Below are 19917 nucleotides of genomic sequence, written 5' to 3' on the forward strand. Positions count from 1 at the left end.
CACTTTCCGCTTTGCTGCGCTCATCGTCTCCTCCTGACCAGACAACAAGCTTAAACTATTGTCTCAAATCTGGGGTCCACTATACTGTAATAAGTCCAGCCAGCGTTGTGAGTGATTTAAGCGTCCTGATTGCACGTCCAGTTCCCAGATGCCATCATTGGCACCGCGCAATATGAGTTCTTGACGTGCCTGAAGATTACTGAGAATTTTGCTGGTTTCAGCCAAATCCAAATGGGCTTTTAATCGCGCTTTAAGTGCACTGAAATCTACCGGTTTGCTAACAAAATCATTGGCGCCTTTGCTCAGAGCCTCAACCAGATAATCTCTTTCATCAAAAGCGGTCACCATGATGATGGGCAAACTGAGAGGGGTGCTGTTTTGACGTATCCGCTGCAAAACTTCCAAACCATTCATGCCGGGTAATCCCATATCCAGTAGAATCCCCGACAGAGCGTGGGTTGCGACAATTTCCAATGCGGACGGCCCATCCGGGGCATCAAGAACCTGCCAGCCAGCATGACTCAGGCGTCGTACCAGGAGTTGACGACTGGGAGTATCGTCTTCAACCACCAAAATGCATTGTGGGTGTTTATTATCGTCTGAATTGTTCAATTTTAATTAATAGTCTATCAAAATCAATGGGCTTGGAAAGGTAAGCTACGGCTCCTGCGCTAATGGCGCGTCGCTGATCATCAATCATGGAGTGGGCCGAGAGTATAATGACGGGCAGTTCTGGATAAACAGCATGAATTTGCGCCAACGCTTCCCAACCATTGAGCTCGGGCATGGCAATATCCATCAAAATAATGTCAGGATGCTGGGCTTTGGCCATCTCAACGACACTCAAGCCATTCTCGGCTTCCAGAACCGAATAATTTCGGCGCAGAAGGCGGCGAACCAGCATTTCCCGGTTTCGTGAATCATCTTCTGCAACCAAAATAATCATGGATTGATGCCTGTTGCCTGATAATAGCCAGGTAACCTCATGATAAAAGTAGAGCCTTGTCCAAGTGTGCTTTCTACCCGGATATCTCCACCCAGCATCCGACATAAAGTGGTGGTGAGAGTCAAACCTAATCCTGTCCCGCCATAACGGCGATTGATAGATCCATCCGCCTGAGTAAAAGCCTCAAAAATTTTCTGGATTTGATCGGGACCAATTCCTGGTCCTGTATCTTTAATCCACCATTCGACGTATCGCCGATGATCTTTTGAAGATGATTCCCGATATCCCAAGGTGATGGACCCATGTTCCGTAAATTTTGCGGCATTACCCAATATGTTAATCAAGCATTGTCGAACTTTACCCATATCAGTATGAATTCGACCAGTCTGATCGGGTAACTCAAATTTAAGGACGTTTCCTTTAGACTGGATGAGCGTATGTAATGTCGCTGCAGTAGATCGGGTAAAAGCCAAGGGATCAAAATATTCCGGAAAAATATCTGTTTGGCCGGCTTCTATGCGACTTAAATCCAGAACATCGTTAATGAGACCGAGAAGATGCCTACCTGCATCACGAATGACCATTAAATCATTGTGAGTATTGGCACCAGGTGCCCCATCTTCCAGTTCTTCGAGAATCAGTTCGCTATAACCAATAACTGCATTGAGAGGCGTGCGAAGCTCATGACTCATACTGGCAAGAAACTGACTTTTAGCCTGAGAAGCGGCTTCAGCGGATTCTTTGGCTTCAGTGAGCATGGCGGTTCTTTCTGCTACAATTTTATCCAGATTGGCGGTTTGCAACTCGCGTTGGTCTATAGCTCTTGCTGCAGCGCTTAATACAAAATTGACCAGTAAAGTCAGTTTTTCCGCCTCTTCATCGGCTATAGAACAATGCACCACAAAATTGAAATCACCATTAACGGCCTGACAGAGCTGGTCAGAGATTTCCCGCATGGCCGTGTGTAGCTGACTGATGTCGATTTGCATATTACTGGTCAGCATGTTAACTCTGTTCTTTTACCAAAGTGACTGGTTCAGGCCAGTGAAGGAGAAAAGCGCAATGCTGATCTCCGCGTTTACGACACTGGATGGTGCTCAGCGTCATATTCTCCTGGTACAATTCGGCGACCGCCTCCGCAAGTTTACGGTATAGTGTACACCATTGATTTGGAGAACGATAGAGCACTTCAAGATCACCATTGTCGTGCTTGATTACCTGGAATTTATCATTAATAGCTTTCAGTTTTTCGGCGTTTCTGAGACCGGATCCCAGCATATTATGAATGGTAGTTTGATGAATTAATAATTCTCGACTGGTCCGTGCTTGAGCAATAAATACCGGGAAGCGATTTCGGACATCTCGCAAGAAATAATCTGCAAAAGCGCTGAGTGCTGCTTCTTCGCTTACCTGTAGAACAGCACAGGCATTTTCGAGAATTTGTTGCATTTGCTCATTTTCATAATCCGTATCAATTCTAAACTCGAATTCTTCAGGTAAGCTTGTACGACGTTTTACTTCAAGCAACGCTTCCGGGCCACCTATTTCTTCGACCATTTGCAAAACCAGTTTTTGAATCAGACCAATCATAATGCAGCACCCCCAGCCTCTTTGGGCGCACAAACCACCTGGTTTCGCCCTTTTCGTTTTGCTGCAAGCAATGCCTGGTCAGCAGCGCGCAGTAATGTCTCGCTGTTACTCATGTTTTCACTCAATTCGGCGACACCGGCACTGATGGTAATGGGCGGCAGTTGGTCGGATAGACTCATGGCTTTGTTGCGGATACGTTCGGCTAAAGCTGCTGCGTCGGCCAATTGGCATTGGAGGCAGACGATCATAAATTCTTCTCCTCCGACCCGGGCCGTGAGGTCACCAATTCGCGATGTTTCCAGAAGCAGTTTTCCCAAGGCTTCCAGTACTAAGTCTCCTTGATCATGACCATGTTTGTCATTAATTTGTTTAAAATAATCAATATCTATCATAATACAGCTTAAAATGCTTTGGCTGCGCAGGGCACTCGACCAGTGCTGATTCAGAAACTCATCCGCTCCCCGTCGATTGGCAAGGCCTGTTAATGCGTCTTTCATCGCCATGGACTGTAACGAGTTATTTTGATGAATGAGTTTTTCGCAGTTACTTTCGAGTGAAGAAATGAATTCAACTATCTGTTGGGCTACAACGAGTTTAGCTAATAAGACACTCCGCGATATGGGTTTGCTCAAATAATCGTTGGCACCGGCTTCCAAAGCTTCCACGGCATAACTCTGATTGTAGTGAGCTGTCAAAATAATAATGTACAGACGGGGGCCAAACTCACGACGTAGTCGACGACATAAATCCAGTCCATTGATTTCGGGCATCACCCAATCTAGAAGAATAATACGTGGTGAATTTTTATATATAACGGTGAACGCTTCGTCTGCAGAAGATGCCTGCAGAGTTTGATAACCGGCAGGCTCCAGGGTGCGTTGTAACAAGGCTCGATCTCCGGCCTGATCATCCACCAGAAGCAGTGGTTTGTTGCGAATATCTTCTTGATCATCTCGTGATCGCATTAATGTATTACGAATTGATTCCAGATTATCCAGTCCTGGGGGAGATTGCGGCAATTCAAATATTTCGGCGATATCTGCCCACTCAGAGAGTACATGGTGAATCATGGCTACAAAGTGCGGTGTATTCATCCACCAGCTTTGGATGTTTTCCTGCAGGACTTCCAGGCTGCGCTCAGAAGCTGGAGACATGGCCCATTCAGTGATACTACGTCCGGCCCCGAGAATACGAATAAGCGTCTGCAGTCGATCTGGCGCACTATTAGAGGCGTGTTCAAGATCAAAATCAGCACCAGAATTGCGGCTTTCAATAGCCATAATCATGGTTTCCGGGAGCCGCCACTGTCGCATCAGAGCGGCCGTCAAATCGTGACGACTAAATCCGAATTCATTTTTTTCCAGAATTTTCTGTTCTGCAAAACTTAGGCCTTCATTGCTGAATATGGTGCTTTTTTCTGGAGCGGTACAAACCATCATCAGGCTGCCGATTTCACTTAATAAGCCAAAAACAAAAATTTCTCCGGTGGGCCAGTTTCCCATTTCTTTCGCCAGGGCCTGCATGGCAATTGCCCGTAATAAGCTGGCTGACCAGAAATGATTTAAATCAAAACCGGGAGTGGAAGAAAGCTTTCCATTGATTAAGGCAAGGCCCAGTGCCATGCGAACTAGCACTTGCAGACCTATTCGCATCAAGGCTTCATCCAAAGATACAATCGGACGTGTAGGACGATATATGGGAGAATTGGCGAGCTTGATAGTTTTTGCTACCAAAATCGGATCAAGACGAATTAGCCGTGCAGCTTCGTCCAGGCTTGCATCTTCCTTTTGCAGCAACTCCATGAGCGCTAATGTACTTTGCGATGGAGAAGGACAATTGCCTTTTTCTAGCTGAGGTAAAAAAGCTTCAATGAGCATAATTGTACGCATCCTTCCATTGATCAATTCTATAAAATGTAATTATTTTAAACTGGAAGACCAGTTCATCGATTCCAGCGATGCAGCCGTGATTTCGGCAAGAGGTAGCGCCAGTGTTTGCCCAATTTTTTTAACCGTGTCCAGATCTCCATGTTCTGCCGCTTCAACAAGCGTCAGTATTGCGCCGTCCTCGCCTTCATGGTTGATGATGGCTTTGCGCATGTCATCTGAAATTTTCAGTTCACTCAAAAGATCTGGTAATGGTTGCTTTAAATAAACATCCAGAAGAGACAACATGCCAGCGAGAAAGCTACGATGAAGAGCCGCTGGCTGATCATCCAGGACCGGAGATTTTTCTCTGAGAATTTCGGCAAATTTGGCGCGAGTTGCCGCCATAACGAGAACAGATGATTTTTGGGTACCCTGGCTGGCAAACAACAGTAAAGTCAGCCAGCGTTGTAAGGGTTGTCGACCAAGTAAAATAAGGGCCTGGCGGATACTCTCTATTTCCTGACCACGAGTCATTCCAGCAGAATTTAAATAGCGTAAAAGCTGATACGAAAGACCCGGATCACGGCGAAAGGCTTCTTCGATATCACAGACAGGGTTTTCTTCGAGTAGCAAATTGAGCAGGTTGAAAATGGTATGTTGATTGGAGGTCAGGGCTTTTCCTTTGACGACTTCCGGTTCCATATAATAAAAGCCTTGCGTGTAATCGACTCCTGCCTCGAAGCAGCGACGCGCCAAAAGGGCGGTTTCTACGCGTGTGGCAACTATTGCCGGTTGTCGGGGAAGCTTGCAGTTTTTAATTTGCTTGATCCAGGCTTCCCACTGTTCTGGTACGTTGCTAAAACAGTCGATCTTGATGAAGTCAACAATCTTGAGTAATGCCATGTGCCAGGGGGAGGCTTCAAAGCGATCCAGAGCCAGACGAAAACCCAATTTCTGCAACTGAAGGAGATGGCCGAGAAACTCCCGACTGGGTGCTTCGGTAATGGTGAACTCGGGAATTACCTGGCGAGCAGGAAACAACTCCAGGCTTTTTTCATCGAAGTTGCTATTGGTGAAGTTGATGAAGGCGGGTTTCCCGCCCAGCAGGCTTTCGAGATTGTAGACACTGAATGTTTTGATCAAAACCCGTGCCGAGCAAAGAAAGGGGTCTTCCAGCGGCCCACTGCTTTCGTTACGCGCAAAAAGCTCATACCCGATGATTTCATCCTGGCGTCCGAGTATGGCCTGCCGTGCCACCAGTTCTTGATTATCTTCAGGGAGCATTGAGTTTTGGGAGTTTGGGCTCATCTTGTTACCACAATCCTTGACACGTGAATGATACAACAATTAGTCATTTTTCTGGAATCTAGCAACCCCGTTGGGTATGAGCATGGAGCAATCCAGAAAGCTGCACAAGCAGCATTAGCATCCCCTAAAGTTTTATCGGCTCCGTGCCGTATTGATCGATGACTGTTTTAAATTTGATACAACTCTCCAGGATGGATAGATAAATGGCAACGGAAGCACTCGTTCATGCCCTCGGGCAAGCTGTTCAAGTCTTGAGTTCTCAGGTGCGATCCGGACGCGTCCAGATGGAATCGGCAATTGCTGACCTCATGTCCCGTTTTGTCAATTTGCATCAGCGTCTCGGTAATGCTGTTCAGGCATCACGTGGTGATAGCCAGGGTGGCTCTCCTCAAGATCTTGCTGCGTTATTTCAAAGTAGTGAGAACGAGCTGCTGAGTGTGCTCAAGCATATTGCGGCGGCGACTGCGCAACATGAAGCACAGCAGGCCACTATTTCTGCCTTGTTGCAACAGGTTACCGTCCTTGAAAGGATGGCCAGAGATGTGGGTGAAATTGCCTCTCAGACTACCCTGCTGGCACTTAATGCAGCCATTGAAGCCGCTCGTGCGGGGGAGCAGGGTCGTGGTTTTGCGGTGGTGGCCGATGAGGTTCGCAAGTTATCCACGCGTTCCAAAGAAACCAGTCAGCAAATGGGTGAAAGCGTCAAGGATATTACCACTTCAATCCGTGGGGTCGTACATCAGTCTGCTACAGCCATTCAGCAAGAGCGCCAGTTTTTGGGTAATGCGGAGCGGTCGATTCGCGACGTTCTTCATCGTCTTCAGGATATGACCAGGCATTTGAGCGCTTCTGCAGAAACTTTGCAGCAGGAAGCAGAGGGAATCAGCGCAGAAATGGATCAATTGCTGGTAGCACTGCAGTTTCAGGACCGGGTCAGCCAGACCCTTACACATGTGGAAGAAGGGATGGAAGAGTTACCCGGTCATCTGCAATCTGACAGCGATCAGGGCCTGGAAAGCTGGCTCCAATCGTTGGTAAGCAAGTACACGACTTCAGAAGAACGGTCCATTCATCGCGGGGATGCTACTGGGTCTTCTTCGGCAGGGGATCAGGAAATCACCTTTTTTTAATAAGGATACTGTGAAATGGCAAAAACCGTATTGGTAGTTGATGACTCTGCTTCACTGCGCCAAGTGGTAGGCATTGCCCTTAAGGGCGCAGGTTATAACGTGATCGAGGCCTGCGACGGCGTGGATGGGCTTGCGAAACTGGCGGCGACGGACAAGGTTCATCTCATCATCAGTGACGTGAATATGCCAAATATGGACGGCATTCAATTTGTGAAAACGCTTAAGCAAAAACCGGAGTACAAGTTTACCCCGGTGATCATGCTGACCACGGAAGCCGAAGAGGAAAAAAAGAGGGAAGGGCAGGCGGCAGGCGCCAAGGCCTGGGTGATCAAGCCTTTTCAACCGCAGCAAATGCTGGCCGCCGTCAGCAAGCTGATATTGCCCTGATTATGAGCCTCGATATTCAGCAGGAAGTTTGTGCGGGAAGATTGCAGATGCGTCTGGCCGGTGAACTGGATATTTACGCCGCCGCAGCTCTACGCGAATGCTTGCACCAAGTTGTGGCACAACATCATGAAATCGAAATACTTTTAGCCGATGTCAGTGAAGTGGATGGCGCCGGTTTACAGATTTTGGTAGCAGCCAAAAATGAAGCATTGCGGCAAGGTACTCGCTTATCTTTGAGTGATCATTCTGTTGCCGTCGTTAACGCTCTGCAGCTTTGTCGCCTGGACAGATTTTTTGGTGATCCGATTGTATTGACCAAGGAGATGCCAGAATGATGGATCTGGATCCGCAGATGGCCGCAGCCCTTCAGACTTTTTTTGAGGAAAGTCGAGATTTGTTGCAAGAGATGGAAAGCGCACTGCTATTTATGGAAGACCAGGGTGCAGATTTGGAGCGCATCAATGCGGTTTTTCGGGCGGCTCATACGATCAAAGGTTCTGCAGGTTTATTCGGACTTGAAGAAGTCGTACGGTTTACGCATCGACTGGAAAATCTCCTGGACCAGATTCGCTCTGGCACCAAGATGCTGACGCCCGCCAATATCACCCTGCTCCTCTCCTGCGGTGATCATATCGGGGATTATCTGGACCGCCTGGTTTCTGCTGCGCCTTTGGATCAGCATTTTCTCTCGGAAGATTTAAGGCTTCTCGCAGAACTCCAGGCCGCGTTGGGTGCAAGGGAGCAAAAATTACCCATTTCCAAAGAGAATAATCTACAGCTTTATGAGCATACAGAAGCTTCTTCATCGTCTGTCACGGAAATACCAGCGGATGAAAAAGTCTCTACATCTGCCAATTGGCATATTTCTCTCCGTTTCGGAATAGATACCTTCCGCGACGGCATGGATCCTCTGTCATTTCTGCGATATTTGCAGCAAATAGGCGATATTACGGGGCTGGTCACCCTGACTGATGCCTTGCCTGCATTACCGCAGATGGACGCAGAATCCTGTTATCTGGGTTTTGAGATTGGTTTTAGTAGTGTCGCTGACAAAGCCACTATTCTGGATGTTTTTGATTTTGTGAAGGAAAGTAGCGTGGTTCATCTGCTGCCCGCGCATAGTCAAATTGGCGCGTATCTCAAAATGATCCAGCAGCTTCCAGAGGCAGATCAACATTTGGGTGAGATTCTGGTGGCGGTGGGCTCATTGACGTCGGAAGAGCTGCAACGGGCTTTGGCATTGCAGGAAAATACAGACCAGACCGGTCAACATCAGCCATTGGGAGAAATCCTGGTGGACCAGAAAATGGTCCAGGAGCCTGTAGTACAGGGTGCTTTGGAAAAGCAGCAACAGCAACGGGAGTCGCAAAGTGCGGAGCGGCAACTGTTGCGGGTGCGTGCCAGTGATCTGGATTATCTGGTGGATCTGGTAGGAGAGCTGGTTATTGCGAGTGCCGCCAATCGGCTTTTTGCGGGTCAGGACGCCCTGGAAGCTCGCCTGGAATCGGCCACACAGGTAGCTCGCCTGGTCGAGGAAATTCGCGACGGGGCTTTGCGCCTGCGCATGATTGATGTATCTGAATTGTTTCAGCGTTTTCCTCGGGTAGTTCGCGATACTGCCCGCACTTTGGGCAAGGATATTCGTCTGGAAATGCATGGCGAAGGCACTGAACTGGATAAAAGCATGGCCGAAAAAATTACCGATCCATTGATGCACCTGGTGCGCAATGCCATGGATCATGGTATTGAACCTGCCGAGCAGCGTCTGCAGGTCGGTAAACCCGCTCAGGGTTGTATTGCTTTGCATGCCCGTCATGATTCGGGGGGCATTGTCATAGAAGTGAGTGACGACGGTGCTGGTCTGAATCGTGAAAAAATCCAGCGCAAGGCGCTGGAAAAGGGCTTGATTACGGCCGATCAGGTCCTCAGCGATCAGGAAATATACGCCTTGATATTTGCCCCGGGATTCTCCACAGCCGATAAAATCAGTGATATTTCCGGTCGCGGCGTGGGTATGGATGTGGTTCGGCAAAATATTGAATCCGTGCGTGGTCGCATTGAAATCCATTCAGTCTCTGGCCGGGGGAGTATCATGCGGATTCATCTGCCCCTGACCCTTTCCATTATTGATGGTTTTCTCGTGCGACTGGCCCAGGATACGTATGTGATTCCCTCCGAATCCGTAGAAGAATGTCTGGAATACCCAAAAGTGCAGGGTACGGTGGGGTACATGGAATTACGCGATCAGCCTTTGCCTCTTCTGGATCTGAATGCGGTATTCAACAAGCGCGCTACCGACGAAAGTCGTCGTAATGTGGTGGTTGTCAGGCATGGTCTTGAGCGTATCGGGATGGTAGTGAGTGGCATTTTAGGCAGTCAGCAAACGGTCATTAAACCGCTGGGTAAACTATTTGAGCAAGTACCGGGTATCGCTTCCGCTACCATTCTGGGTAATGGCGATGTCGCCCCGATACTGGATATACCTACTTTGATTCAACGGCACTATGCCATCAGCGCGAAGTCCGCGCATTCATTCATTCATTAAAAGGGGATAAACATGTTTGGGAATATGCGTATCGGACTGCGCCTGGGTCTGGCTTTCGCGCTGGTTATTTTGTTGCTGATGCTGGTAGGTGCTACAGGTTGGTGGGGAGCCGGAAGATTACAGAAGGATCTGGAAACCTCTACGGGCAGGGTTTCGGATAATATTCATAAAGTCGATTCCATGATGCTGGCCACAGCCAAACTGAAAACCGCTTTTGCCTTTAGTTATGGGCTGCCCAGTCAGGCCAAACAGGCTTCGCAAACTCTGTCTGCAGGTACTGCCAAAATTTTCTCCTATTATAGCTTTTTGAAAAGTAATTTGATGGATCCAAAAGCCAAAATTGTGCTACCGGAATCCAAAGCGGCATTCATCCAGTTCATGAATTCCTCACAACAATATTTGAGTATGCTGGCAGCGATTGCCCCTGATGCCAAAAATGCGGCGGCACAAGTACAGGCAGCTAACCAGTATTACCAAAACACCACGTTGCCCGATGAAAATCACTTGCATGCGGTTAATGAGCAACTTCGTGAAGACGCACTGTTAACGATGGCAACCCTCAAAAAACAGGGTGCCAGTGATGTCACTCTGGTGATTGATGCCATTGTTATTATTTCCCTCGTTTCCATTATTTTGGGAATATTGATTGCCTGGGCATTGTCCCGTTCCATTACCCGCCCATTGGCCGAGGCGGTCAGCATTTCCGAGCGGGTTGCTGATGGTGATTTGAGTATGCAGGTGGTCTCTCGTAGCCGCGATGAAACGGGCAGGTTGATCGCCGCCATGGCACAGATGGTCGAAAAGTTGACCCAGACCATTGGTGAGGTACGCAGTGCTGCTGATAATTTGTCCAGTGCTTCCGAAGAAGTCAGTGCAACCTCTCAATCCCTGTCGCAAGCGGCTTCGGAACAGGCTGCGAGCGTCGAGGAAACTTCGGCAACCCTGGAAGAGGCCGCAGCATCCATCAAACAAAATGCGGAAAATGCTCGCGTTACCGATGATATCGCTACGGGAGCGGCCAAAGAGGCGCGGCTTGGTGGCGCGGCGGTGACTGACACGGTGCAGGCCATGAAAAATATTGCCGAGAAAATCGGAATTATTGACGATATTGCTTATCAGACCAATATGTTGGCACTGAATGCCGCCATCGAAGCGGCGCGGGCGGGTGAGCACGGCAAAGGATTTGCCGTGGTCGCCGCAGAGGTGCGCAAGTTGGCCGAGCGCAGTCAGGTCGCCGCACAGGAAATTGGTACTTTGGCCAGTAGTAGTGTCAAAGTGGCTGAACAGGCGGGCAACGCGCTCAATGCACTGGTGCCCGCCATTGGCAAAACTTCTGATTTGGTGCAGGAAATTAATGCCGCTTCCAACGAACAGGCCACCGGAATTGATCAGATTAATGTGGCCGTGGGACAGCTCAATCAGGTTACCCAGCAAAATGCCTCGGCATCTGAAGAGCTGGCGGCTACTGCCGAAGAAATGAGCGGGCAGGCGGAGCAATTACAACAACTGATGGCGGCTTTCCGCTTGCGTTCCGGAGGGGCCGCAGTCGCATCCAGGCAGGGACATACAGAGGGTAAAGGGAAAGGTGCTGCTGTAGCCCATCTGAAAAATGCCCACGCAGAATCATCCGTGAGCGGTGCCGACAGTCACGAATTTGTCCGTTTCTGAGGAGCTTGTCATGGAAATGCTAGCAGCCCAAGAGTCGTCCACATCGCTGCGTTCATGGGCCGGTCAGTACCTGATTGTCCAGCTTCAAGGTGAAGCCTTCGGGCTGGATATATCTGGTGTCCGTGAAATTATTGCCTACATTGTTCCTACCCAGATCCCGATGATGCCTGATTTTGTGGTAGGGGTAATCAATTTACGGGGGCAGGTGGTCCCGGTGATTGATATGGCCCGACGCTTTGGGCGTCCGGCTACGCAAATTCATAAACGGAGCTGTATTATCATTATTGACCTGCAAGACGGTCATTCCCGACAACGACTCGGGGTGGTGGTAGACGCGGTGAATGAAGTGCTGGAATTCGGCGCAGAGCAAATTGAAGCTGCTCCACAATTTGGCGCGGGTTTACGGACGGAATTCATCCGGGGTATGGGAAAAATCAATGGAACTTTCATGATTTTGCTGGAAATTGAGAAGGTGCTTTCCATGGAGGAAATGTCAGCGCTCTCGGTAGTTGCAGCCAAGACCGTTGAGTCTGGCTCTTCTGACCCAGAGACCTGAAAATGGCTTCATCCCCTCATGATCTGGTCATGACCCTGCCTGAATACCAGCGTATTCAGACATTTCTTTCTCGTGAGGCGGGAATTTCATTAGGACCAGCCAAGCAAACATTGGTGATGGGTCGTTTGGGCAAACGCCTGCGTGCCACCAACTGCCCCAGTTATGATGCCTATTTGCGCTTGCTTAATCAGGATAGTGAAGAGCGACAACGCGCCATAGATTTGCTGACTACCAATGAAACCTATTTTTTTCGTGAGCCTAAACATTTCGCGTTTTTGGCAGAACAGGCCATACCTGTCTGGAATAATCAGGAAACCGTCAGAATTTGGAGTGCTGCCAGCTCATCCGGTGAAGAAGCTTATAGTATCGCCATGGTTCTTGCCGAAAGGCGTGCTAAAAGTTGGGAAATTTTTGGTTCGGATTTAAGTAGTCAAGTATTGTCAGCTGCTGAAAAAGCCATTTATCCCATGACGCGAGCTGAAAAAATTCCTAAACCTTACTTAAAACGGTACTGTTTACGTGGAACGGGCAAGCAGGAAGGTTTTTTTTCCATTGCGCCGGAAATTCGACGTTTCGTGAAGTTTTCACAAATTAATCTAAATAGTACATTGCCGAATGTCGGAGACTTCGATATGATTTTTTTACGCAATGTATTGATATACTTTGAAGCGCCACAGAAAAAATCAATTTGTCAACGTTTATTGCAGCAATTGCGTCCCGGTGGTTTTTTTCTGGTTGGACATTCGGAAAGTCTCAATGGGATTGTAGAGGGTTTGCAGTTGATCCAGCCGGCAATTTACAGGAAGGAATAAATTTTTATGGCGATCATGGAGATTTTTCTCCAGCCGGGAGACTGGTATTTCGGTGATAAAGATACCCGTATAAGAACGTTGTTGGGCTCCTGTATTGCCATCACTATCTGGCATCCGCGACTACGGGTTGGGGGTATGTGCCATTTTCTTTTACCCGGCAGAGGTGTTTGTACCCCATCCGTGGGGCTCGACGGTCGCTATGGAGATGAGGCTATTGCCGCCCTGATGCAGGAGCTGCGGAGGCAGCGCACGCATCCCGGTGAGTATGTCTGCAAGATTTTTGGCGGCGGCAACATGTTTCAAACTCTGGCAGCGCGTAGTGCTCTCAGAGAGCCATCGGGTAGAGCTTCCACGAGTCCGGATTGCAGCGATGTACCCTGTAAAAATGTCAGGGCCGCCAAAACTCTGGCTACTCAGGCGGGTTTTCATGTGACTGCTTCGCATTTGGGTGGACACGGGCATCGTAATTTGTATTTCGAAATATGGACGGGTGATGTTTATATGAAATTTACCGGGCATGGGGCATTAGTACAGAAAACGGATTAAAAATTATTTTCCAGAGTGGATATGACCCAAAAAATACAGGTTTTTATTGTGGACGACTCGGCGGTCGTCCGGCAGGTTCTCCAGGCCGCATTAAGTCAGGATCCGGATATTGCCATTTTGGCGACCGCCCAGGACCCGTTGTTTGCCTGGGATCGCATGCAGCGGCAATGGCCGGATGTGGTGATTTTGGATATTGAAATGCCGCGTATGGATGGTGTGACTTTTCTGCGTAAAATCATGCAAGAACATCCGTTGCCTGTGATTATCTGTTCCAGTCTCGCGGAATCGGGGGCACAAATTACCCTGGATGCTCTGGCCGCAGGGGCGGTGCAGATTATCCAGAAACCCCAAACTGGACTAAAAGACTTTTTGCAAAAAGATGCACCGGAAATTATCCGGGCCGTGAAAGCTGCGGCACGCGCCAATTTGCGTAATATGCGCTCTTCACGCTCCCCATCTCCTGAGACAGCCATTGCGCCACCGGTTTGTGCGGATTTGCTTTTACAAAAAAGTACGGAAAAAGTCATTGCGGTAGGAACCAGTACGGGCGGTACCCAGGCTCTGGAAGTTTTGTTGCGCGCCTTGCCGGTGACTGTGCCGGGCATTGTGGTGGTACAGCATATGCCGGAAAAGTTTACGGCGGCTTTTGCCGCACGGCTGAATACGATCAGCGCCCTGGAAGTGCGCGAAGCCCGGGATGGAGATCGGGTTTTGCCAGGGCGTGCCCTGATCGCTCCGGGCGGTAAGCACATGCGTCTGGTCCGCAGTGGTGCACAATTTGCCGTCCAGGTTTTTGACGGGCCTTTAGTCAAACATCATCGGCCTTCAGTGGACGTGCTGTTTCGTTCGGTGGCTCAGGTAGCTGGACGAAATGCCTGGGGCGTGATCATGACCGGAATGGGAGACGACGGTGCCCAGGGGTTGCTGGAGATGCATCAGGCGGGAGCCCGCACCATTGCCCAGGATGAATCCAGTTGCGTGGTTTTTGGGATGCCCAAGGAAGCGATAAAACTCGGCGGCGTCGATGAAGTGGTAGCCCTGACCCATATTGCCAGCCGCTTGCCGCGATCCATAGAAGGGACGCGCTGATGATGACCTCTTCTCAGGGGTTGGCTGATGAAGATTCCGTCATGCCGGAACCATTGAAAAAGCTCATACTGATGTCGCAGCGTATTCGAAAACGGCAGCGCATTTTTATCCTGTCAATTTTGCTGGTTTTTTTGAGTCTGGTTGGCCTGACGATTTTCAGTATTGGCAGCTGGCAGCAGCACTTGCTGGATCGTTCCCGGCTACGCACACAGGAAGCGGCCACTCGTCTGGCCGAAAGCTTTTCCAGTAATCTCTCTGCCATGATTCAGATGCACATGCGTGATTTGCAGTTTATGACGAGTTTGCCGACCGGGGAGCTAAGCCCCGATTTGCTGCGTCGTTTTAACAACATGCATCCCTGGCTTGCCGGAGTGTCCTGCCGTTCGGGTGATGGTTCGCATAAACCCCCGCTGGCAGTGGACTATCCGCAAGATTTCAACAGGTTGCTATCAGACGGTGTCAATGCGTGGAAAGGCGGAGTAGACCGTCCCTTTGTGGACAGGAAAGGGCTGCTGCATATTCCTCTGCGTATTTTTGCGTTTTCCGTGCAGCCATCCGGCAAGGGTTTTTATAGAACTTGTCAGGCTGACTTGTTTTTTGGCAATCAACATGCCAGTGCCAGCCCGGAGCATGCTCATATGCTGCTGCTTCTGGACGGGCGACACCATGTTCTCGCCCAATGGATGAATGGTCACTGGCAGCAGGCAGAAGATATTCCTGCGGCCTGGACTGCGCACCTGGAGATACCGGTTCGCGATACACCATGGACTATGCAGGTGCGCTGGAATTCCCAGCCTCTCCCGGATCTTCAGCATTTGCTTGATCGTCTGGATATCTGGACCGTATTGCTACTTGCTACTGAATCTGGGCTGGCTTTGGCCGCCTTGATCTGGATGTATCGTCGTTTTGTGGAAAGCCGTTATCAGCGGGCGCATCAAGCCTTACATGAAATGGTGGATGAAGCGCATGATATCAATGAAATGTATATGGGGTTGGTACAACTCAGTGTCTTAGGCACGGGGGCGTTAGCCGCCTATGTGGCTGTGCCTGATGAAAAACAGGGTACTTTACCCGTGATAGCGGCTTCGGCTCGTAAACCAGGGCTTGCCGAGATTCTCTGGCAACTACCCCTGAGTCTCGATCCGGAGAATCTGCCTTGGGGGCAACTCCTGCCCTCTCTGGCGTATCGTCTGCAATGCCGAGTGAGTCCGCGAACCCCTCATATCTCTGGCATGATGACCAAGGCGATTGCTGCTTATCCGCAATTACGTGGTTTTCGGGAGGTTATCGCCTGGCCAGTCATGACGGAAAGTGCGCCTATTCCGGTAGCCATTTTTGTGCTGGAAATAACCCGTCTGACCCGCTGGCTTTTTGGCCGTAATTTGATTGCGCATTGGGAATCCTTATTGCACGATCTCGAACGCTACCAGGAAAAAATGCAAGCGCTTAGGGATAAGGAGCACCTGCTGCAGACAGATGTATTAACCGGATTACCGAACCGATCCCATTTTACGACGCTCGTTTCAAATAGTCTGAACACCGCCAGTGAAGCTCAGCCATTATTTGGTCTGGCCTTGCTGGATATGGATATGTTTAATGAGGTCAATACTTCTTTCAGTTCACTGGAGGCAGATCAATGTTTACAGGAAATTGCCTGTCAATTACAGGGAGTACTGCCACAATCTGATGATATCCTGGCGCGTGTCGGTGGAGATGAGTTCGGGCTTTTCATTAAATTAAACGATACCGATCACGCCATTTCAATCAGTGAAGGAATTCTGAAAGCCGTTCAGAATGCAGCACGTAAAGTGTTGGACTCCACTTTATCTACATCTATTGGCTGGGCGATGTTTCCGGCCGATGGACAGGATGTCTACACACTGATGGCCCAGGCCGATGAAGCGCTGGCCGAAGCCAAGCGCCAGGGCGGGAATGCTTTTAAGTTTTTTGGAGGAGAAGTCGCCCGCCGTGCGAAGCAACGGTTGTGGGTACGACGAGATTTTCCAGGTGCTTTGCAGAAGGGGGATATTCGTTTTTTCCTGCAGCCCAAAGCCGATATGCTGGAAGGCTGCCTGACCGGCGTCGAAATGTTGGCGCGCTGGTGTCCAGCGCATGCTCACTGGATTGGACCCGGAAAATTTATGCCTTATGTCGAGGAAAATGCCCACTTGGTTAGACTGCTAGGCCGCTGGGCACTGGAAGAAGCAGCGCGTTTGCGCGCGCGCATGCAGTCAGAAGGTCTGGAGCTGCAGGTTTCGCTGAATATAGGTGCCAAACATTTTCTTGATCCCGCATTTATGCAGGATATTGAACAGTTGTGTCCTGATGGTAATGGTTTGACCTTGGAGATTACCGAAACGGCTTCTGTTACCGGGCGTAAATCTGCGCGTCCAGTTATGGAATGGTGCCAAATCCGAGGATTCAAGTTATCCATGGATGATTTTGGGACCGGATATTCTTCATTGCTTTCTGTTGCCCGTTTACGCTTCAATGAGTTGAAGCTGGATCAGAGTTTTATTCGGGCGTTCCGTGAGGATATCGCCAGTTTTGGTGTGGCGGGAGCCAGTCACCTGCTCAGCGAGTTGACGGACTGCGATCTGGTTGCAGAGGGTGTTGCTACCCCTGACGAACTATATTTGTGGCTAAAACTTGGTGGTCGCTATATTCAGGGATACCTTCTTTCTCCCCCGCTGCCGGAAAATGCCTTTTTTACCTGGCGAGCGTGCTTGATCCCGCCGGTTCTCCGTTCGGTACGAACAGTAGGCCTCCAGGATATGGCTAGTCTCTGGCAAGAAATTCATTCATAGTCCTGAATTGACGACAGCTATCATGGGTGTTGATAAGATAATGCATATTCTGGATCAGAGCAGGTATTTATGACGGAACAAATTCATGAAATGCGTCGCAATCTGTTTTCCGAACGTTTTCGTGTTACGGCCTCGGTAAAAGCATCAGGCATCCTGGAAAATTTATTACGGGAGCATATTTTCTGTACTTTATGGCTGGATGACCAGATCCAGAGTTATAACACGCTGTTGCTGGGCATAAATTTGGAAAGTGAGTTGCACATTGATGTGCCCTTGAATTTTCCTAAGCAGATTGATGCTGGCTTTCATGTCACGCTACTTTCTCGGGTAGATGGGGTGATCAGTGGCTTTCAGAGCCAAATATTGCGTCAAGACGAATCTGGCATTGTCCTGCATTATCCCGATGCGATTTATCAGCTACAGCGTCGTCAACTTTTTCGGGTACCTCCCACCGTACAGGATCCCGATGAGGTGGAAATTTATCGTCAGGGTGCCTTGATGGTTTCTGGACGAATGCAGGATATCAGTGCTGGCGGAATCCGGATCATGAGTCGCTGTCCAAAGGATCTGCCTTTTCAGCCCAGCGAAATTTTATCGCAGTTAGTATTTAAAATTCGCGACAGTGATCCTTTGCATATGCCTGCAGTCATTCGTTTTGTGGACAATCATGTTGCGGGAGCTACCGGCGTCATTCTGGGTGTGGAGTTTCAAAATCCACCGGCCGCTGACCAGGAAAAAGTGGCCCAATATGTGCAAACCCGTGATCGGGAAATATTGAGGATGCTGGGTATTGGACTTCGTAGTTCAGGAAAACAGCAACCTTCTTCTTGGAGCGATAAAATAAAAAGCTGGTGGAAAAGCTGACGGTTGAGGAGTCTTGCGCATGTGCTGGATACTTCTGCTAATTGTGTCATTGATACTATGGCTGTTGGCAGAAGCTGGTCGAGATGCCAGATTTATTGCCAGTGCCTGTCAGATGCGCGAAGAGGATGCCGAATGGTTGATTAGACGTCTGAATGTAGAAAATCGCTCATGAATTCCACGACTCTGGAAACGGCATACACCATCAGAGTCGTGGAAACGGCTCTTAATAATGCCACAGCATTATCGCTATCTCATAGCTTGCTGCCAGGGAATACGCTGAGTGCAAAAGTGTTACAATCGGGTAATCAGCAAACCATGCTTACGGTAGCAGGAAAGACACTGGCCTTTGATTTACCAGGCCACTGGTCAGTAGGACAGGAAGTGCAGTTGACCTACCTGGGTGGCAATAATAATCCCAAGTTTTTGCTGATGAGTCATTTGGCAGCCGTGCGTAGTGATCAGGTGGCTTTATCGGATACTGCGCAATCCTTACGTAACCTGGTCCAGACCGGGAATCCGGCTGCGCAAATCGTTCATACTGCGGCTATGTTAGCGCCGAATGAGGCGTCTCCGGCCCATATCGCGAATTTTTTACAGAGCAGTTTGCAGCAGAGTGGTGTTTTTTACGAAAGCCATCTGGCCGCCTGGAACCAGGGCCAATGGACCACACAAAACTTGTTGGCCGAACCACAAAATGCGGGCAGGCCCATGACTGACACCGCAGCCAATGCCATCCACAATCCTGTCCTGCCTTCCACTCAAAAGGGCGCAACCGAATTACTACCAACGAATGAAAATGCATCGCGAGCAACATTGTCATCTCTTCCTTTTTCTGCGGGTGACACCAGCAAGACCGCAAATCAATGGGTTGCAACTTATGCACAAATTGCCGATTTGAATAAATCGGGAGCGTTATTTTTATCCAGCAACTCAACTGCCGCTTCTATGCAGATTTTGGGACAACAAATCCAGGTTTTGAATCAGCAGCAGTTTGTCTGGACGGGGCCTCTTTGGCCAGGCCAGAACGTGAGCTGGTTGGTGAGGCGTCGTGATGGAGAGGGTGAAGAGTCTTCTCAAGCGGGTGAAGAGATTCACTCCCAGCGCTGGGATAGTACCCTGATTCTGGATATGCCCAAGCTGGGGCACGTGGAAGCCCGTCTTCAATTAGTGAAATCTACCTTACATCTGGTTCTCACTGCAGATCAGGCGGCTTTACTGCGGGCGCACGGAAGAGAGCTGATCCAATCCTTGCAGGATTTGGGCTTACAGGTTTCGACGCAGCAGATTCGTCCTGTGGATGATTCCGTACATGGATAAACCAAAAAGTGCGGTGGCTCTGCGTTATCAGGCAGAAGATACGGCCCCCACTCTGGTTGCCAAGGGTCAGGGCCTGGTAGCCGAGCAAATTATTGCCAGAGCGCGAGAGGCTGGTATATTTGTCCATGAATCCAAGGAGCTGGTTAATCTGCTCATGCAACTGGACCTGGATCAACAAATACCACCTCAGCTATATCAGGCGGTAGCCGAGGTGTTGGCCTGGGTTTATAAAATTGAGCGTGGCATGTAATTCGTTTTATTGTTAAAGTCGTCCAGCAAAAAAACAAAGACATCAAGGATAGTCATGTCGCATCAGGTGTTTCGAAACCTTTCCAGTCGTTTTACGGGAGTAAAACCTATCCGTCTGGCACGCTTCAGTTTGTTGATCGGTGTTTGTCTGGGCCTTGCGGCCTGTATGGATGAAAACACTTCCTATGCGGTGAAGCCTATCCACGAGACTCTGCCTGCCCCCGTCGCGGCGGGT

The 19917-nt window shown here is 49.4% G+C and carries 20 protein-coding genes and 1 pseudogene; 15 read left to right on the forward strand and 6 right to left on the reverse strand.

Annotated elements, in window-relative coordinates:
• Positions 1–63 precede the first annotated feature (63 nt).
• From HAP95_RS07685 to HAP95_RS07710, 6 genes are read right to left on the reverse strand one after another with little or no spacing between them, the layout of a single operon-like run.
• Entirely contained in the window at positions 64–570 is a 507-nt protein-coding gene (locus HAP95_RS07685; RefSeq protein ID WP_215883689.1) for a response regulator transcription factor, read from the reverse strand.
• Between the two features lie 22 nt (positions 571–592).
• Positions 593–946: a response regulator gene (locus tag HAP95_RS07690; protein WP_215883690.1), complete on the reverse strand. Its 354-nt coding sequence runs from the start codon at positions 944–946 to the stop codon at positions 593–595.
• Positions 943–1935, reverse strand: coding sequence for a sensor histidine kinase (locus tag HAP95_RS07695; RefSeq protein WP_215883691.1), 993 nt, complete (start codon positions 1933–1935; stop codon positions 943–945). Before HAP95_RS07695 ends, HAP95_RS07690 begins: the two co-directional genes overlap by 4 nt.
• A gap of 16 nt (positions 1936–1951) precedes the next feature.
• The gene (locus HAP95_RS07700) at positions 1952–2536 is read right to left on the reverse strand and encodes a heme NO-binding domain-containing protein (RefSeq protein WP_215883692.1); all 585 of its coding nucleotides are present in this window, start codon (positions 2534–2536) and stop codon (positions 1952–1954) included.
• Positions 2533–4413, reverse strand: a complete 1881-nt coding sequence (locus tag HAP95_RS07705) for a diguanylate cyclase (RefSeq protein ID WP_215883693.1) — start codon at positions 4411–4413, stop codon at positions 2533–2535. Before HAP95_RS07705 ends, HAP95_RS07700 begins: the two co-directional genes overlap by 4 nt.
• A gap of 42 nt (positions 4414–4455) precedes the next feature.
• A complete protein-coding gene (locus tag HAP95_RS07710) occupies positions 4456–5712 on the reverse strand; it encodes an EAL and HDOD domain-containing protein (protein WP_215883694.1) in 1257 nt (418 codons plus the stop codon).
• A 203-nt stretch (positions 5713–5915) separates the two neighbouring features.
• Here HAP95_RS07710 and HAP95_RS07715 point away from each other — a divergent pair, with 203 nt between their 5' ends.
• The 15 genes and pseudogenes from HAP95_RS07715 to HAP95_RS07785 form a co-directional block, all read left to right on the forward strand.
• Positions 5916–6842 (forward strand): methyl-accepting chemotaxis protein, encoded by a 927-nt coding sequence (locus tag HAP95_RS07715; RefSeq protein ID WP_215883695.1) that lies wholly within the window; start codon positions 5916–5918, stop codon positions 6840–6842.
• A 15-nt stretch (positions 6843–6857) separates the two neighbouring features.
• On the forward strand, positions 6858–7229 hold the full coding sequence (locus HAP95_RS07720; protein ID WP_215883696.1) for a response regulator: 372 nt from the start codon (positions 6858–6860) through the stop codon (positions 7227–7229).
• A gap of 47 nt (positions 7230–7276) precedes the next feature.
• Positions 7277–7564, forward strand: coding sequence for an STAS domain-containing protein (locus HAP95_RS07725; protein ID WP_215883697.1), 288 nt, complete (start codon positions 7277–7279; stop codon positions 7562–7564).
• Positions 7561–9774, forward strand: a complete 2214-nt coding sequence (locus tag HAP95_RS07730; RefSeq protein WP_215883698.1) for a chemotaxis protein CheA — start codon at positions 7561–7563, stop codon at positions 9772–9774. The genes HAP95_RS07725 and HAP95_RS07730 overlap by 4 nt, the downstream gene beginning before the upstream one ends.
• 12 nt (positions 9775–9786) lie before the next feature.
• Positions 9787–11442, forward strand: coding sequence for a methyl-accepting chemotaxis protein (locus HAP95_RS07735; protein ID WP_215883699.1), 1656 nt, complete (start codon positions 9787–9789; stop codon positions 11440–11442).
• Positions 11443–11452: 10 nt separating this feature from the next.
• Positions 11453–11998 (forward strand): chemotaxis protein CheW, encoded by a 546-nt coding sequence (locus HAP95_RS07740; protein WP_215883700.1) that lies wholly within the window; start codon positions 11453–11455, stop codon positions 11996–11998.
• A 29-nt stretch (positions 11999–12027) separates the two neighbouring features.
• A complete protein-coding gene (locus HAP95_RS07745; RefSeq protein WP_215883701.1) occupies positions 12028–12810 on the forward strand; it encodes a CheR family methyltransferase in 783 nt (260 codons plus the stop codon).
• A 6-nt stretch (positions 12811–12816) separates the two neighbouring features.
• The gene (locus HAP95_RS07750) at positions 12817–13356 is read left to right on the forward strand and encodes a chemotaxis protein CheD (protein ID WP_215883702.1); all 540 of its coding nucleotides are present in this window, start codon (positions 12817–12819) and stop codon (positions 13354–13356) included.
• A gap of 21 nt (positions 13357–13377) precedes the next feature.
• Positions 13378–14445: a protein-glutamate methylesterase/protein-glutamine glutaminase gene (locus HAP95_RS07755; RefSeq protein ID WP_215883703.1), complete on the forward strand. Its 1068-nt coding sequence runs from the start codon at positions 13378–13380 to the stop codon at positions 14443–14445.
• A complete protein-coding gene (locus HAP95_RS07760) occupies positions 14445–17252 on the forward strand; it encodes a putative bifunctional diguanylate cyclase/phosphodiesterase (RefSeq protein WP_215883704.1) in 2808 nt (935 codons plus the stop codon). Before HAP95_RS07755 ends, HAP95_RS07760 begins: the two co-directional genes overlap by 1 nt.
• A 69-nt stretch (positions 17253–17321) precedes the next feature.
• Complete coding sequence (locus HAP95_RS07765) at positions 17322–18116, forward strand: flagellar brake protein (RefSeq protein ID WP_215883705.1); 795 nt, start codon at positions 17322–17324, stop codon at positions 18114–18116.
• A gap of 19 nt (positions 18117–18135) precedes the next feature.
• On the forward strand, positions 18136–18288 hold the full coding sequence (locus HAP95_RS07770; RefSeq protein ID WP_215883706.1) for a hypothetical protein: 153 nt from the start codon (positions 18136–18138) through the stop codon (positions 18286–18288).
• On the forward strand, positions 18285–19433 hold the full coding sequence (gene fliK, locus HAP95_RS07775) for a flagellar hook-length control protein FliK (RefSeq protein ID WP_215883707.1): 1149 nt from the start codon (positions 18285–18287) through the stop codon (positions 19431–19433). The genes HAP95_RS07770 and fliK overlap by 4 nt, the downstream gene beginning before the upstream one ends.
• The gene (locus tag HAP95_RS07780; protein WP_215883708.1) at positions 19426–19683 is read left to right on the forward strand and encodes an EscU/YscU/HrcU family type III secretion system export apparatus switch protein; all 258 of its coding nucleotides are present in this window, start codon (positions 19426–19428) and stop codon (positions 19681–19683) included. The genes fliK and HAP95_RS07780 overlap by 8 nt, the downstream gene beginning before the upstream one ends.
• Before the next feature lie 54 nt (positions 19684–19737).
• Positions 19738–19917 (forward strand): annotated as a pseudogene (locus HAP95_RS07785) (acyltransferase); the annotation flags it as partial.

The organism is Acidithiobacillus sulfurivorans (genome assembly GCF_018853815.1).
GTDB classification, from domain to species: Bacteria; Pseudomonadota; Gammaproteobacteria; order Acidithiobacillales; family Acidithiobacillaceae; genus Acidithiobacillus; species Acidithiobacillus sulfurivorans.